Origin of the sequence: Pseudomonas sp. Ag1, assembly GCF_000278565.1 — a bacterium.
Classification (GTDB): Bacteria; Pseudomonadota; Gammaproteobacteria; order Pseudomonadales; family Pseudomonadaceae; genus Aquipseudomonas.
Genome location: NZ_AKVH01000101.1, coordinates 29375 through 43127 on the forward strand (window position 1 = coordinate 29375; position 13753 = coordinate 43127).

Here is a 13753-nt window from a genome sequence, read left to right on the forward strand (position 1 = left end):
AGTTCGTTCGACATGCTGCATTTGTCCCGCCTCACATCGCTGGCCCTGACGATCGCTCTGGTGATCGGCGCGCCTTTGGCATTCGCCGACCAGACCGCCCAGTCGGCCACGGCCGCGACCACCAAGGCCCCGCTGCCGCTGGACGAGTTGCGCACCTTTGCCGAGGTCATGGACCGGATCAAGGCCGCTTATGTCGAACCTGTGGACGACAAGACCCTGCTGGAAAATGCCATCAAGGGCATGCTCAGCAACCTTGACCCGCACTCCGCCTACCTGGGCCCGGAAGATTTCGCCGAGCTGCAGGAGAGCACCAGCGGTGAATTCGGTGGCCTGGGCATTGAAGTCGGCGCCGACGACGGCAACATCAAGGTCGTTTCGCCGATCGATGACACCCCTGCGTCCAAGGCCGGCATCCAGGCCGGTGACTTTATCGTCAAGATCAACGGCCAGCCGACCCGCGGCCAGACCATGACCGAAGCCGTCGACAAGATGCGCGGCAAGATCGGCCAGAAAATCACTCTGACCCTGGTGCGCGACGGCGGCACGCCGTTCGACGTGACCCTGACCCGCGCCACCATCACGGTCAAGAGCGTGAAGAGCCAGCTGCTGGAGTCGGGCTACGGCTACATCCGTATCACCCAGTTCCAGGTCAAGACCGGCGACGAAGTGGCCAAGGCCCTCGCCAAGCTGCGCAAAGACAACGGCAAGAAACTCAGCGGCATCGTGCTCGACCTGCGCAACAACCCGGGCGGCGTGTTGCAGGCCGCTGTGGAAGTGGTCGACCACTTCATCACCAAGGGCCTGATCGTCTACACCAAGGGCCGTATCGCCAACTCCGAGCTGCGCTTCTCGGCCACCGGCAACGACCTCAGCGAAGGCGTGCCGATGGTTGTGCTGATCAACGGCGGCAGCGCCTCGGCTTCGGAAATCGTCGCCGGCGCCCTGCAAGACCAGAAACGCGGCGTGCTGATGGGCACCACCAGCTTCGGCAAAGGCTCGGTGCAAACCGTGCTGCCGCTGAACAACGAGCGTGCCTTGAAGATCACCACGGCGCTGTACTACACGCCGAACGGTCGCTCGATCCAGGCCCAGGGCATCGTGCCGGACATCGAAGTGCGCAAGGCCAAGATCACCAACGAAGCCGACAGCGAGTTCTACAAGGAAGCGGACCTGCAAGGCCACCTGGGCAATGGCAACGGCGGCGCCGACCAGCCGACCGGCAGCGGCTCGAAAGCCAAGCCGATGCCGCAGGACGACGATTATCAGTTGGCCCAGGCGCTGAGCCTGCTCAAGGGCCTGAGCATTACGCGCAGCCGTTGATATGCGCCGTGGACTGATCATCGCTTTGCTGTGCTGTCTGGCGGGAGTTGCCCAAGGCAACCCCGCCAGTGCAGCCCCCGCTGAACACAAAGCCTACCTGACCCTGATCATCGACGACCTTGGGCAAAACCTGCCCCGGGATCGTCGTGTGCTCGCCCTGCCCGGCCCGGTGACCACGGCGATCATGCCCGACACACCCCACGCCGCCGAATTCGCCCGCGAAGCCCACAAGGCCGGCAAGATCGTCATCCTGCACATGCCCATGGACCCGGCCACCGGCCCGTTCGCCTGGCACCCCGACCTGCCTATCGAAGAGCTGGGCAAACGCCTGGACGCGGCCTTCAAGGCCGTGCCCTACACCGCCGGCATCAACAACCACATGGGCAGCCGCATGACCGCCCAGCCGGAGGCCATGGCCTGGTTGATGGGTGAGCTGCAACGACGCCACAAGTTCTTCGTCGACAGCCGCACCAGCGCTAAAACCGTCGCCGCCGCCGAGGCGCAAAAGATTGGCCTGGCCAGCGTCTCGCGGGATGTGTTCCTCGACGACGAACGCACCGAAGCGGCCATCACCACCCAGCTGCAGACCGCGATCAAGCTGGCCCACAAACAGGGTTCGGCGGTGATGATCGGCCACCCTTATCCACAGACCCTGGCGGTACTCGAACGTGAGCTGCCCAAGCTCAAGGCCCAGGGCGTCGAGTGGATCGACATCAAGTTGATGATCAGCCTGCGCAGCAACCAGGCCATGGCCGGCCACGGAAAAAACGGCACTTACCGCTAGTGCTATATAGCTACCGCGCCTGACCGAGCGGACTCTCCGATAGTGGATCTTCGTATCCACTGGAGAGTCTGTAGATGAACTCACTGCAATACAAAGACCTGCTGATCAACTTCACCACCGAGTTCGTTCCTGTATGGAACGACAAAGGCACTCGCGCCGAGAAACCCGTGACCTTCTGGCGCCCGAGCACATCCTCCGACGCGCTGGGCAACTTCGTCCCGCTGGGTGATGTGGCGGTGGCGGGCTACCACAACATCAATCAACTGAACATCGTCGCGGTTGTCAGCGAAGTTGACCGGGAGAATGGCACCGCCTTGCGGCCCCCCGTCGACTTCGAGAGAGTCTGGGAACACTCGGGACCAAGGGCACGCGCCAATTTCTCAATCTGGCTGCCCACCGCTCCAGAAGGTTATGTGGCGATGGGGCTGGTCTGTGGCCTCGGTAACGACAAACCACCACGCAATACCATCCGCTGTGTCAGAGAAGACCTGGTGACTCAGGCCTATGTCGACCAATTGATCTGGAGCGACCAAGGCAGCGGCGCCCACCGGGACTTCAGCGCCTGGGGTGTCTCCCCGTCGCAAGCAGCTCCTGGCCAAGCCTACCTGGCACCGGGCACCTTTACCGGCGCCGAGGGCTATGCCAAGCCAACCAGGCAAAGCCCGGTGCACGCCCTGCGGCTGGACCTTGCGCTTCATTCCGAAGATTTGCAGCCACTTTCACCCGAAATGGCACCAGGACGCACGATGCCGGAGCAGGTAACAGAGGGCATTCATGTGTGCGAACTGCCCTGGTTTACCGTGAACGACCCGACCCTGACGCCCCTGGAAAAACTGCAAACGTGCCCGGTATATCGGTTGAAAAGAATCGACCAGTACAGCTTGGTGGCCAGCGGTCAAAACACCACGCCAGCAAGCCAAACCTTCAGTTGGGTATTCGCAAAAGGAGAGATCAGTGACTTCTCCTTGGGCCTGCGCTCCTTGACCGGCGTCGATATAAAGGCTGCCTGGGCACCCCGGCATCCGTTGAGTATCAGTGCCAACCTCAATCGCGACTTCACGCATACGGGCTTGACCGCACAAGGCTGGGAACGGGAGGGCGTGGCGGATGTGATGGCTTACATCCCGGCGAATAAATCCATCGCTGCCTACCTGGTCAAAAGCCGATACGAGCTATTGCGGGCTGACGGCAGCCAGCTCGGGCCAACCCTGACCTATGCCAGCGGAGATAACGTCTACTTCAGCGAGCTGCTGCAACCTGAAGCGGCGGTTACTGCTGTTGAGGAGCCAGAGGAAGTACCAGCAGCGGTGCCCGAGCCCACAGAAAACAACCTAGAGATAACGCCCCATGATTTCATCGACGACACCCTCCTGCCGTAACTGATCGAGGGCCGCCTGGAGTTTCGCCACTACGTCATCCGGCACGTTTTTGTTCAGCGCCAGGTACAGCTCCGCGCTGTTGAAACGCAACACAGTCTTGAGCCCGGTCACCCCGACCTGGCGTGCCAGATAACGGCCCGCCGGGTCCCCGGTGGCCCACAGGTCGATCTGGCCATCCACCAGCTTTTTCGCGTTGTCCTGATCCCGCAACACGATTACCGGCTTGAGCCCCTGCTTCTCCAGGCTCTCGGCGATGGCGTCGCCCTTGTAGGCGCCGATCTTGTAGCGCCGCGCCTGCTCAAGGTCGCTCAGCTGGATCTTGCTGTCAGCCTTGGCCAGCAGCACCCAATCGTCCGGGCCGATGGGGCCGACCCATTTGAACAGCGCCTCACGGTCCGGCAAGCGCGCCATCACGAACACGCCGTAACCGGGTTTTTCCAGGGCGAGTTTGTAGATCCGGTCCCAAGGGAACCGCAGGGTCAGGTTGTAGGAAATACCCGCACGCTGGAACGTCTCGCGGACGATGTCCACGGCAATGCCTTCGATGTTCTCTTCCTTGGCGAAGTTCTTGCCGTTTTTCGCCATGTTGTACGGCGGGAAGTTTTCCGTCAGCAACACCAGGGAAGCGCCGTCGGACGGTTCATCAGCGTAAGCCGAACCCGTCAGCAGAACGGTGGTACTGGCGAGGGCGAGCAGCAGGTCTTTGAACATGAAAGTTACCGGAATCCATGGCAAGCCCAGAGAGTGCCGCGAGCCTGCCATGGTGTCCAGTGACGTTTAGCGTACGACGATACCGCGCGCCGCCATGTAGGCCTTGGCCTCAGGCACGGTGTATTCGCCAAAGTGGAAAATACTCGCCGCCAGCACTGCGCTGGCGTGGCCTTCGATCACGCCGTCGGCCAGGTGCTGCAGGTTGCCGACGCCGCCGGAAGCAATCACCGGGATGCCCAGTGCGTCGCTGATGGCGCGGGTCACGCCCAGGTCGAAGCCGTTTTTCATGCCGTCCTGGTCCATGCTGGTCAGCAGGATTTCGCCGGCACCCAGGGCTTCCATCTTCATCGCCCACTGCACGGCATCCAGCCCGGTCGGCTTGCGCCCGCCGTGGGTGAAGATCTCCCAGCGCGGAGTTTCGCCCGGGCCGGAGACTTTCTTGGCGTCGATGGCAACCACGATGCATTGCGAACCGAAGTGCTGTGCGGCTTCGCCGACAAATTCCGGGTTGAACACCGCGGCGGTGTTGATCGAAACCTTGTCCGCGCCGGCATTCAGCAAGTTGCGAATGTCCTGCACGGTGCGCACGCCACCGCCCACGGTCAGCGGGATAAACACCTGGCTGGCCATGCGCTCCACGGTATGCAGCGTGGTGTCGCGACCATCGACGCTGGCGGTGATGTCGAGAAAGGTAATCTCGTCAGCACCCTGTTCGTCGTAGCGACGGGCGATCTCCACCGGGTCGCCGGCGTCACGGATGTTCTCGAACTTGACGCCCTTGACCACGCGACCGTTGTCGACGTCCAGGCAAGGGATGATGCGTTTGGCCAGCGCCATGGTCAGTCCTCAGCCGTTGTAGGCGTCGCAGTAAGCCTGGGCTTCAGCGACGTCCAGGGTGCCTTCATAGATCGCCCGGCCGGTGATGGCGCCGATGATCCCCGGCGCCTTCGCGTCCAGCAGCGACTTGATGTCGCCCAGGTTGTGGATACCGCCGGAAGCGATCACCGGGATCCTGGTGGCGGCGGCCAGCGCAGCGGTGAACGGTACGTTGCAGCCCTGCATCATGCCGTCTTTGGCGATGTCGGTATAAACGATGGCGGAGACGCCGTCGGCTTCAAACTGCTTGGCGAGGTCGATCACCTGGACGGTACTGATCTCGGCCCAGCCGTCGGTGGCGACGAAACCGTCCTTGGCGTCCAGGCCCACGATCACTTTGCCGGGGAACGCACGGCAGGCTTCGGCGACGAAGGCCGGGTCTTTCACGGCCTTGGTGCCGATGATCACGTAGCTCACGCCCGCTTTCACGTAGTGCTCGATGGTTTCCAGGGAGCGGATACCGCCGCCGATCTGGATCGGCAGGTTCGGGTAGCGCTTGGCGATCGCCGTCACCACTTCGCCGTTGACCGGCTGGCCTTCGAACGCACCGTTCAAGTCCACCAGATGCAGACGACGGCAGCCGCCTTCCACCCACTTGGCAGCCATGCTCACCGGGTCATCGGAGAACACCGTGGAATCTTCCATGCGGCCCTGGCGCAGACGTACGCAGGCGCCGTCCTTGAGATCGATAGCGGGAATAATCAGCATCTGGCAAACCTTATTCGATATTCAGCGTTGCTCGGGAAATCAGGGTTTCTCGAGCGCCCACAAGTCGCTTTCGATGCTTTCGAACCTTTCTTTAAGGTGCGTCTGCACATCGAAAATCGCCCTGTTGTAATAGTGCGGAGCAATTTCAGTGGTGAACAGTTCGAGGATTTCTGCGACCTCGAACGAGCCGAGCTTGAGCTCGAAGCGGTCTTCCATGAAACGCTTGATCTTGTCGGTGGCCTCACTCTCCTGCTGGGGAGTGAGGTTCAAGATCGGCGGCTTGACCTTCTTGGCCATTACCAGCGCCCGTCCCACGCGGCGAAGTTCTGCAGCAATTGCAGGCCATGGGTATGGCTCTTCTCCGGGTGGAATTGCACGGCAAAGCGCGAACCGTCGGCCAGGGCCGCGGCGAAGTCGACGCCATAGTGCCCGCCACCCACCACCTGGCGCGGGTTACCGGCGGCGATGTAATAGCTGTGCACGAAATAGAAACGCGCCAGGTCCGGCACTTCGTGCCACAGCGGGTGATCCACGGTCTGGCGCACTTCGTTCCAGCCCATGTGCGGCACCTTCAGGTGCTCGCCGTCTTCGTGCAGGTCCTTGCCGAAAAACTTCACCTGGCCCGGAAACAGACCGATGCAGTCGACGCCGTCGTTCTCTTCACTGCTGTCGAGCAAGGCTTGCATGCCCACGCAGATGCCGAGGAACGGCCGGTCCTGGCTGACTTCACGCACCAGGCTGTCGAAGCCCAGGCGGCGAATCTCGGCCATGCAGTCGCGAATCGCGCCAACCCCCGGGAACACCACCCGGTCGGCTTCGCGAATCACGTCGGCATCGCTGGTGATCAGCACCTTGCCGGCACCTACGTGCTCGAGGGCCTTGGCCACCGAGTGCAGGTTACCCATGCCGTAGTCGATAACCGCGACCGTCTGCATTACAGGACGCCCTTGGTCGACGGCATTTGCCCGGCCATGCGGTCATCCAGCTCCACGGCCATGCGCAGGGCACGGCCGAAAGCCTTGAACACGGTCTCGATCTGGTGGTGGGTGTTGGTGCCACGCAGGTTGTCGATGTGCAGGCTGACCAGGGCGTGGTTGACGAAACCCTGGAAGAATTCCTGGAACAGGTCGACGTCGAAGCCGCCCACGGTGGCGCGGGTGTACGGCACGTGCATCTGCAGGCCCGGGCGGCCGGAGAAGTCGATGACCACACGCGACAGCGCTTCATCCAGCGGGACATAGGCGTGGCCGTAGCGACGGATGCCTTTCTTGTCGCCGATGGCTTTGGCAAATGCCTGGCCCAACGTGATACCGACGTCTTCCACCGTGTGGTGGTCGTCGATATGCAGGTCGCCCTTGCTGACGATATCCAGGTCGATCAGCCCGTGACGGGCGATCTGGTCCAGCATGTGCTCAAGAAAAGGTACACCGATATCAAATCGGGCCTTTCCGGTGCCATCCAGGTTGATCGAGGCTTTGATCTGGGTTTCCAGAGTGTCGCGCTCGACGGACGCCTTACGTTCGGCCATCACCAGCTCCGCAAAATCATTGGGCGAAAAAGGCAGCCATTATAGGGGCGCGGGCGCTAAACAGAAACATCGGAGGGGATAAGACTGATGGAGTGTCGGGGATAGACATGTCAGTACAAGTGTGGGAGCAGCTTTGTGTGTGAGCGGGCTTGCTCGCGAAGGCGGTGGGTCAGCCAATACATGTGCTGACTGATCCATCGCATTCGCGAGCAAGCCCGCTCCCACACAAGCCCGCTCCCACAAGGGTTACGCGGTGTTAGTGGAACAGTACCGCAGTTTTCTGCAGGGTGACCCACACGCCCCACGCCAACGGAATGCCCACCGCCAGCCAGGCAGCCACCGCCAATGGCACGCTGCCGGAGGAGGCTTTCCACTCCAGCACGGTGCTGGAATCGGCGCCCTTGTCATGGCCCAGCGCCTGCTCGGCAGCCAGTTCGGCGTCGGTCATGAAGTACTTGTCTGCCACCGGCCGTACCAGCAGGTTGCAGATAAAGCCCAGCACCAGCAGGCCGGCGAGGATGTACAAGGTGATGTCGTAGGCGGCAGCGCGTTCAACGCCGATGCTCAACTGATACTCACGCAGGTAGTTCACCAGCACCGGGCCCAACACGCCCGCCGCTGCCCATGCGGTCAGCAGACGACCGTGGATCGCGCCCACCATTTGCGTACCGAACAGGTCCGCCAGGTAAGCCGGGACGGTCGCAAAGCCACCGCCGTACATCGACAGGATGATGCAGAACGCCGCCACGAACAGCGTGACGTTGCCCAGGTGACCCAGGTTCGGGATCAACGCGTACAGGGCAAAGCCCAATGCGAAGAACACGAAGTAGGTGTTTTTACGGCCCAGGTAGTCGGAGAACGATGCCCAGAAGAACCGGCCACCGATGTTGAACAGGCTCAACAGGCCGGTAAAGCCGGCGGCGATGGCCGCGATGGAAGCCAGTTGGCCGGCATCCAGTTGGCCAAATGCCAGGCCGTTACCCAGCAACTTGCCGCCGAACACTTCCTGCAGCAGCGGCGAAGCCATGCCGAGGATGCCGATGCCGGCAGACACGTTCAGGCACAGCACCAGCCACACCAGGCGGAATTGCGGGGTTTTCCAGGCCACGTTCACGTGCACGTGACGATGGGTGATCATCGCGTTGCTGGCTTTTTTCGCCGGGGCAGTCCAGCCCTCAGGCTTCCAGCCGGTAGGCGGAACGCGGTAGGACAAGGCGCCGCCGATCATGAACACGAAGTAGATCACGGCCATGACCACGAAGCTCTGCCACACGCCCACGCTGGTCGGCGAAGCGAAGTGGCCCATCAGGGCGGCTGCCAACGGAGCGCCAACCATCGCGCCGCCGCCGAAACCCATGATCGCCATGCCGGTAGCCATGCCGCGCTTGTCCGGGAACCACTTGATCAGGGTCGAGACCGGCGAGATGTAACCCAGGCCCAGGCCGATACCACCAATGACCCCGGAGCCGATCCACATCAGCCAGATCTGGTGGGTATAGATCCCCAGCGCGGAGATCAGCAGGCCGCCACACCAGCACAAGGCCGAAACGACACCAGCCTTGCGTGGCCCGGCGTGTTCCAGCCAGCCGCCCCAGATCGCTGCGGAGCAGCCGAGGAAGATGAAGAACAGGGTGTAGATCCAGCCCAGCATGGAGATGGGCCAGTCGCATTGCGACGAGAAGACCTGGCTGATGAAGCTCATGTCCGGCGCGCAGGCGACCGGTGCGGTGATCCCCAGCGCCTTGGACAACGGCAGCCAGAACACCGAAAAACCGTAGGCCATGCCGATACACAGGTGGATCGCCAGGGCGGCCGGTGGTACCAGCCAACGGTTGAACCCGGGCTTGGCGATAATGCGTTCCTTGGACAGGAACGCAGGCTGTGCAGCAGTATTACCCGCCGCAGTGCTAGTGCTCATTGATGTTTCCCCCAGTTATTAGTATGTGTCCGTCGGGCGCTCTCTCCCTCGGCCTTACACGCAAGGCGTGGCCGTTTTGTTGAGTAAAGCTCCTTTTAAACGCGACGTTTAGTCGCAGACGGCAGACGAACATGCGCAGATTAGCATCTGTGGATGACAGAAAAACCAAACTGATATCACCTTTCTGGAGTTATCTGATTTGTTTGACGCCATGTAACGATCCCTAAACAGCCATAGGGCTACGAGCGTTATACTCTTCGGCTAAATTTTAAAATCGACATACAAGGACTCGCCCATGAAAGCGTTCGGCAAAATCCTGGGTCTGGTACTTCTCGGGCTGTTGCTGATCATTGTGGCTCTAGGCTTTGCCCTGACCCATCTCTTCGATCCCAACGACTACAAAGACGAGATTCGCCAGATTGCCCGCGACAAGGCCCACATCGAGCTGACGCTCAATGGCGACATCGGCTGGAGCCTGTTCCCCTGGCTCGGTCTTGAATTGCACGAGGCCAGCGTTGCGACCCTGACCAATCCGAGCCAACCGTTTGCCGACCTGCAGATGCTCGGCCTGTCGGTGCGCGTGCTGCCGCTGCTGCGCCGTGAAGTGCAGATGAGCGATGTACGTGTCGAAGGCCTGAACCTGCGCCTGAACAAAGACGTGCATGGCCACGGCAACTGGGAAGACATCGGCAAGAATGTGCCGGACCCGGCTACCGCCGCCACCACGCCTGCCGTGGCTGAAGCGGCCACACCGCCCAAGCCTGAAAAGCCGCCGCAGCCGATCCGCCTGGACATCGACAGCCTGACCATCAACAACGCCCGCGTCGAATACAACGACGAGCAGACCGGCAAGCAGTTCAGCGCCGAAAGCATCCAGCTGAGTGCCGGCGCCGTGCACGAAGGTGCAAGCATCCCGGTCAAACTCACCGCGTTCTTCGGCACCAACCAGCCGCTGATGCGCGTCAAGACCGAGGTCAACGGCAACCTGCGCATTCAGCGCGCCCTCAAGCGCTACCAGTTCGAAGACATGAAGGTCACTGGTGAAGCCACCGGCGAGCCGCTGCAAGGCAAGACCGTGACCTTTTCGACCCAGGGCCAATTGCTGGTGGACCAGTCTGCGAATATCGCCGAATGGACCGGCATGAAGTTGTCGCTGAACCAACTGCGCGCCCTGGGCGAGTTGAAGGTCAACGACCTGGACAAGACTCCACAGCTCAGCGGCGCCCTGTCGATTGCCCAGTTTGACCTGGCCAAGTTCCTCGACAGCGTCGGCAACCCGCTGCCACCGATGGCCGCCGGCAGCCTGAGCAAGGTCGAACTGGTCAGCCGCCTCAAGGGCACGCCGACCAGCCTGGCGCTTGAAGACCTCAACCTGAAACTCGACGACAGCACCTTCACCGGTCGCGTGGCCGTGGATGATTTCGCCAGGCAATCCCTGCGGGTGCAGCTCAAGGCCGATACGTTCAACGCCGACAACTACCTGCCGGCCAAGTCCGAAGCCGCCAAGGGCGCCGCGGCCGCACGCCAGGCTGAAGTGCAGAACAGCGAAGCCGGCGCCATGGCGGCCGGTGGCACCACACCGTTGCCGGACGCCCCGACCAAAGCCGCGTGGAGTACCGACAAGCTGCTGCCGCTGACCCGCCTGCGCACCCTGGACGTAAACGCCGACCTGTCCTTTGGCCAACTGACCCTGAGCAAGCTGCCGATCCAGAATGCCGCCCTGAAAGCCTCCGGCCTCGATGGCCAGCTCAAGCTCGATACCTTGAGCGGCGGCCTCTACAACGGCACCTTCCAGGCCAACGGCAACCTTGACGTGCGCCAGGACATCCCGCTGCTGGCGCTGCAAACCCGCATCAAGCAGGTACCGGTCGAACGCATCCTGCAAGCCCAGGGGCAGAACCCGCCGGTGAAGGGCCAGCTCACCCTCGACAGCAACCTCAACGGCCGCGGCAATAGCCAGAAAGCCCTGATCGACAGCCTCAACGGTACCGCCAGCTTCGCGATCAACAACGGCGTGCTGCTCAACGCCAACATCGAGCAACAGCTGTGCACCGGCATCGCCCTGCTCAACCGCAAGACCCTCAGCGGCGACCAGCGCGGCAAGGACACCCCGTTCCAGGAACTCAAGGGCAACCTGACCTTCCGCAATGGCGTGGCCAGCAACCCCGACCTGAAAGTGCGCATCCCAGGCCTGACCGTCAACGGCGACGGTGACGTCGACCTGCGCGTGCTGGGCATGGACTACCGCGTCGGCATCATCGTCGAAGGCGACCAGCGCGACGTGCCGGACCCGGCTTGCCAGGTGGGCTCCAACTTCCAGAACATCGAAGTCCCGCTGCGCTGCCGTGGCCCACTGGAACTGGGCGCCAAGGCCTGCCGCCTGGACAAGGACGGCTTGAGCCAGGTCGCCATCAAGGCGGCAGGCAACAAGCTCGGCGAGAAGCTTGAACAGAAGCTCGACAAGGTCAATCCACAGCTGAAAGACGCGCTTAAAGGCCTGTTCAAACGATGAGAAACGAGCAGTTTTCAACGGCGGTGCTCGACTGGTACGACCGCCACGGTCGCCATGACCTGCCCTGGCAACAGGGCATCACGCCTTACCGGGTGTGGGTCTCGGAGATCATGTTGCAGCAGACCCAGGTCAGCACCGTGCTGAACTACTTCGACCGGTTCATGGCATCCTTGCCAACGGTCGAAGCCCTGGCTGCCGCGCCGGAAGACGAAGTGCTGCACCTGTGGACCGGGCTGGGTTACTACACCCGGGCGCGCAACCTGCAAAAGACCGCGAAGATCGTCGTTGCCGAATATGGTGGCGAGTTTCCCCGTGACGTCGAAAAACTCACCGAACTGCCCGGCATTGGCCTGTCCACCGCGGGTGCGATTGCCAGCCTGAGCATGGGCCTGCGAGCGCCGATCCTCGATGGCAACGTCAAACGCGTGCTGGCGCGCTTTACCGCGCAAGAGGGTTACCCGGGCGAGCCGAAGGTCGCCAAACAGCTGTGGGCCACCGCAGAGCGCTTTACGCCCCATGACCGCGTCAACGCCTACACCCAGGCCATGATGGACATGGGCGCCACCCTCTGCACCCGCAGCAAGCCCAGCTGCCTGCTGTGCCCGCTGGAAAAGGGCTGCGAAGCGCACCTGCTCGGCCTGGAAACCCGCTACCCGATCCCCAAGCCACGCAAGACCGTGCCCCAGAAGCGCACTCTGATGCCGATGCTGGCCAATGGCGAGGGCGCGATCCTGCTTTACCGTCGCCCCTCCACGGGCCTGTGGGGCGGTTTGTGGAGCCTGCCGGAGCTGGATGACCTGGCAGACCTGGAACACCTGGCCAACCAGCACTCGCTGGCGCTGGGCAAACACCAGGAGCTGCCGAGCCTGATCCACACCTTCAGCCACTTCCAACTGGCTATCGAACCCTGGCTGGTCCAGGTCCAGGAGTCTGCCCATCACGTGGCCGAGGCTGACTGGCTCTGGTATAACCTCGCCACCCCGCCGCGCCTGGGCCTTGCCGCCCCGGTGAAAAAACTGCTGAAGCGCGCGGCTGAAGTATTGAACGCAGGAGTTCCGTCATGACCCGCACCATCATCTGCCGCAAGTACCACGAAGAACTGCCCGCCCTGGAGCGCGCCCCGTTCCCTGGCGCCAAGGGCCAGGACATTTTCGACAACGTCTCCGCCAAGGCCTGGGCTGACTGGCAAAAGCACCAGACCCTGTTGATCAACGAAAAGCGCCTGAACATGATGAACGCCGAAGACCGCAAATACCTGCAGGACGAGATGGACAAGTACTTTTCCGGCGAGGATTACGCCAAGGCCGACGGCTACGTGCCACCTGCTGAATAATTGATCAAATTTGGGGGTTGGCCCGTAAGCGACGGTAATAATTAAATATTTTTTGAAAACTTGCTTGACGACCCCCTGAAAAACCCGTTTAATGCGCCCCGTTGCCCAGATAGCTCAGTCGGTAGAGCAGGGGATTGAAAATCCCCGTGTCGGCGGTTCGATTCCGTCTCTGGGCACCACTAATTAGTTTCAGGTGGTGCAAACGTCATCTGAAACACACAAAAAACCCGCCTGGTGCGGGTTTTTTGTTGCCTGCCGTTTTTGACTCCTTCAGCCCCCGCCCCGCATCAACGTCAACACCGCAACCCGCTCCTGCTCGGAGATGTGAAAACCACTCTCCTCCACGCGCGCAATCCAATCCTGCGCCGAGAGCGACTCGCCAAAACGCACCAGGCGTCCGTAGCGCCTGAATACAGCCTCCAGCACGCTGATCATCGAGGGGTAGCTGCAGCCTCCGTCAAAACAGATGCTGAGGCCGCCAAGCCAGGAACGGCCGATCACGTGGGCACTACCGACGCTCTCGGCACCGGCATACTCAAAATCCATTTTTACTGCTTCCATGTCGCACCCAAACTCATCACCACGAAAGTACCCAAGCCTAGCAGGCGCCTGTTTTGCGGCAGGCTGCAAAGCGCTCCAATCAGACCAACCGGTCATCCAGGCGGCGACCATACAGTAAGACGA

14 protein-coding genes and 1 tRNA gene are annotated in these 13753 nt (G+C 61.7%); 7 read left to right on the forward strand and 8 right to left on the reverse strand.

All coding sequences use genetic code 11. The annotated features are described in order from the left end of the window. The first annotated feature begins 12 nt into the window (after positions 1-12). From A462_RS14720 to A462_RS14710, 3 genes are all read left to right on the forward strand, one after another. Positions 13-1320, forward strand: coding sequence for a S41 family peptidase (locus A462_RS14720; RefSeq protein ID WP_003218023.1), 1308 nt, complete (start codon positions 13-15; stop codon positions 1318-1320). Position 1321: 1 nt separating this feature from the next. Then, positions 1322-2104: a divergent polysaccharide deacetylase family protein gene (locus A462_RS14715; protein WP_008435686.1), complete on the forward strand. Its 783-nt coding sequence runs from the start codon at positions 1322-1324 to the stop codon at positions 2102-2104. Positions 2105-2178: 74 nt separating this feature from the next. Continuing rightward, positions 2179-3483, forward strand: a complete 1305-nt coding sequence (locus tag A462_RS14710) for a Vps62-related protein (RefSeq protein WP_008435687.1) — start codon at positions 2179-2181, stop codon at positions 3481-3483. Here A462_RS14710 and A462_RS14705 read toward each other — a convergent pair. The 7 genes from A462_RS14705 to A462_RS14675 form a co-directional block, all read right to left on the reverse strand. Further along, positions 3436-4194 (reverse strand): substrate-binding periplasmic protein, encoded by a 759-nt coding sequence (locus A462_RS14705; protein ID WP_003218028.1) that lies wholly within the window; start codon positions 4192-4194, stop codon positions 3436-3438. The genes A462_RS14710 and A462_RS14705 overlap by 48 nt on opposite strands. A gap of 66 nt (positions 4195-4260) precedes the next feature. Further along, on the reverse strand, positions 4261-5031 hold the full coding sequence (gene hisF, locus A462_RS14700; protein WP_003218030.1) for an imidazole glycerol phosphate synthase subunit HisF: 771 nt from the start codon (positions 5029-5031) through the stop codon (positions 4261-4263). Between the two features lie 9 nt (positions 5032-5040). After that, positions 5041-5778, reverse strand: a complete 738-nt coding sequence (gene hisA / locus A462_RS14695) for a 1-(5-phosphoribosyl)-5-[(5-phosphoribosylamino)methylideneamino]imidazole-4-carboxamide isomerase (RefSeq protein ID WP_008435688.1) — start codon at positions 5776-5778, stop codon at positions 5041-5043. A gap of 39 nt (positions 5779-5817) precedes the next feature. Next, positions 5818-6075, reverse strand: a complete 258-nt coding sequence (locus A462_RS14690; RefSeq protein WP_003218033.1) for a DUF2164 domain-containing protein — start codon at positions 6073-6075, stop codon at positions 5818-5820. After that, the gene (gene hisH / locus A462_RS14685; protein WP_003218034.1) at positions 6075-6713 is read right to left on the reverse strand and encodes an imidazole glycerol phosphate synthase subunit HisH; all 639 of its coding nucleotides are present in this window, start codon (positions 6711-6713) and stop codon (positions 6075-6077) included. Before hisH ends, A462_RS14690 begins: the two co-directional genes overlap by 1 nt. Beyond that, complete coding sequence (gene hisB / locus A462_RS14680) at positions 6713-7306, reverse strand: imidazoleglycerol-phosphate dehydratase HisB (RefSeq protein WP_003218037.1); 594 nt, start codon at positions 7304-7306, stop codon at positions 6713-6715. The genes hisH and hisB overlap by 1 nt, the downstream gene beginning before the upstream one ends. A 256-nt stretch (positions 7307-7562) precedes the next feature. Continuing rightward, positions 7563-9224 carry an OFA family MFS transporter gene (locus tag A462_RS14675; protein WP_008435689.1) on the reverse strand — a complete coding sequence of 554 codons (1662 nt, stop codon included), beginning with the start codon at positions 9222-9224 and terminating at the stop codon, positions 7563-7565. A 295-nt stretch (positions 9225-9519) separates the two neighbouring features. On the opposite strand from A462_RS14675, the gene A462_RS14670 reads away from it, so the two are divergent. The 4 genes from A462_RS14670 to A462_RS14655 all read left to right on the forward strand — a co-directional run bounded on the left by A462_RS14670 (position 9520) and on the right by A462_RS14655 (position 13248). Next, positions 9520-11736, forward strand: coding sequence for an AsmA family protein (locus A462_RS14670; RefSeq protein WP_008435690.1), 2217 nt, complete (start codon positions 9520-9522; stop codon positions 11734-11736). Beyond that, positions 11733-12800, forward strand: coding sequence for an A/G-specific adenine glycosylase (mutY, locus tag A462_RS14665; protein WP_008435691.1), 1068 nt, complete (start codon positions 11733-11735; stop codon positions 12798-12800). The genes A462_RS14670 and mutY overlap by 4 nt, the downstream gene beginning before the upstream one ends. Continuing rightward, complete coding sequence (locus tag A462_RS14660; RefSeq protein WP_003218046.1) at positions 12797-13069, forward strand: oxidative damage protection protein; 273 nt, start codon at positions 12797-12799, stop codon at positions 13067-13069. Before mutY ends, A462_RS14660 begins: the two co-directional genes overlap by 4 nt. 103 nt (positions 13070-13172) lie before the next feature. Beyond that, positions 13173-13248: transfer RNA gene (locus A462_RS14655), tRNA-Phe, on the forward strand. 91 nt (positions 13249-13339) lie between these two features. On the opposite strand, the gene A462_RS14650 is transcribed toward A462_RS14655, so the two are convergent. Further along, entirely contained in the window at positions 13340-13615 is a 276-nt protein-coding gene (locus A462_RS14650; protein ID WP_008435692.1) for a hypothetical protein, read from the reverse strand. Between the last annotated feature and the right edge of the window lie 138 nt (positions 13616-13753).

Excerpts from the sequence above, each read along its gene's own strand:
- A462_RS14720 (WP_003218023.1), top strand. The coding sequence starts at position 13 with ATGCTGCATTTGTCCCGCCTCACATCGCTGGCCCTGACGATCGCTCTG.
- A462_RS14715 (WP_008435686.1), top strand. The coding sequence starts at position 1,322 with ATGCGCCGTGGACTGATCATCGCTTTGCTGTGCTGTCTGGCGGGAGTT.
- A462_RS14710 (WP_008435687.1), top strand. The coding sequence starts at position 2,179 with ATGAACTCACTGCAATACAAAGACCTGCTGATCAACTTCACCACCGAG.
- A462_RS14705 (WP_003218028.1), bottom strand. The coding sequence starts at position 4,194 with ATGTTCAAAGACCTGCTGCTCGCCCTCGCCAGTACCACCGTTCTGCTG.
- hisF (WP_003218030.1), bottom strand. The coding sequence starts at position 5,031 with ATGGCGCTGGCCAAACGCATCATCCCTTGCCTGGACGTCGACAACGGT.
- hisA (WP_008435688.1), bottom strand. The coding sequence starts at position 5,778 with ATGCTGATTATTCCCGCTATCGATCTCAAGGACGGCGCCTGCGTACGT.
- A462_RS14690 (WP_003218033.1), bottom strand. The coding sequence starts at position 6,075 with ATGGCCAAGAAGGTCAAGCCGCCGATCTTGAACCTCACTCCCCAGCAG.
- hisH (WP_003218034.1), bottom strand. The coding sequence starts at position 6,713 with ATGCAGACGGTCGCGGTTATCGACTACGGCATGGGTAACCTGCACTCG.
- hisB (WP_003218037.1), bottom strand. The coding sequence starts at position 7,306 with ATGGCCGAACGTAAGGCGTCCGTCGAGCGCGACACTCTGGAAACCCAG.
- A462_RS14675 (WP_008435689.1), bottom strand. The coding sequence starts at position 9,224 with ATGAGCACTAGCACTGCGGCGGGTAATACTGCTGCACAGCCTGCGTTC.
- A462_RS14670 (WP_008435690.1), top strand. The coding sequence starts at position 9,520 with ATGAAAGCGTTCGGCAAAATCCTGGGTCTGGTACTTCTCGGGCTGTTG.
- mutY (WP_008435691.1), top strand. The coding sequence starts at position 11,733 with ATGAGAAACGAGCAGTTTTCAACGGCGGTGCTCGACTGGTACGACCGC.
- A462_RS14660 (WP_003218046.1), top strand. The coding sequence starts at position 12,797 with ATGACCCGCACCATCATCTGCCGCAAGTACCACGAAGAACTGCCCGCC.
- A462_RS14650 (WP_008435692.1), bottom strand. The coding sequence starts at position 13,615 with ATGGATTTTGAGTATGCCGGTGCCGAGAGCGTCGGTAGTGCCCACGTG.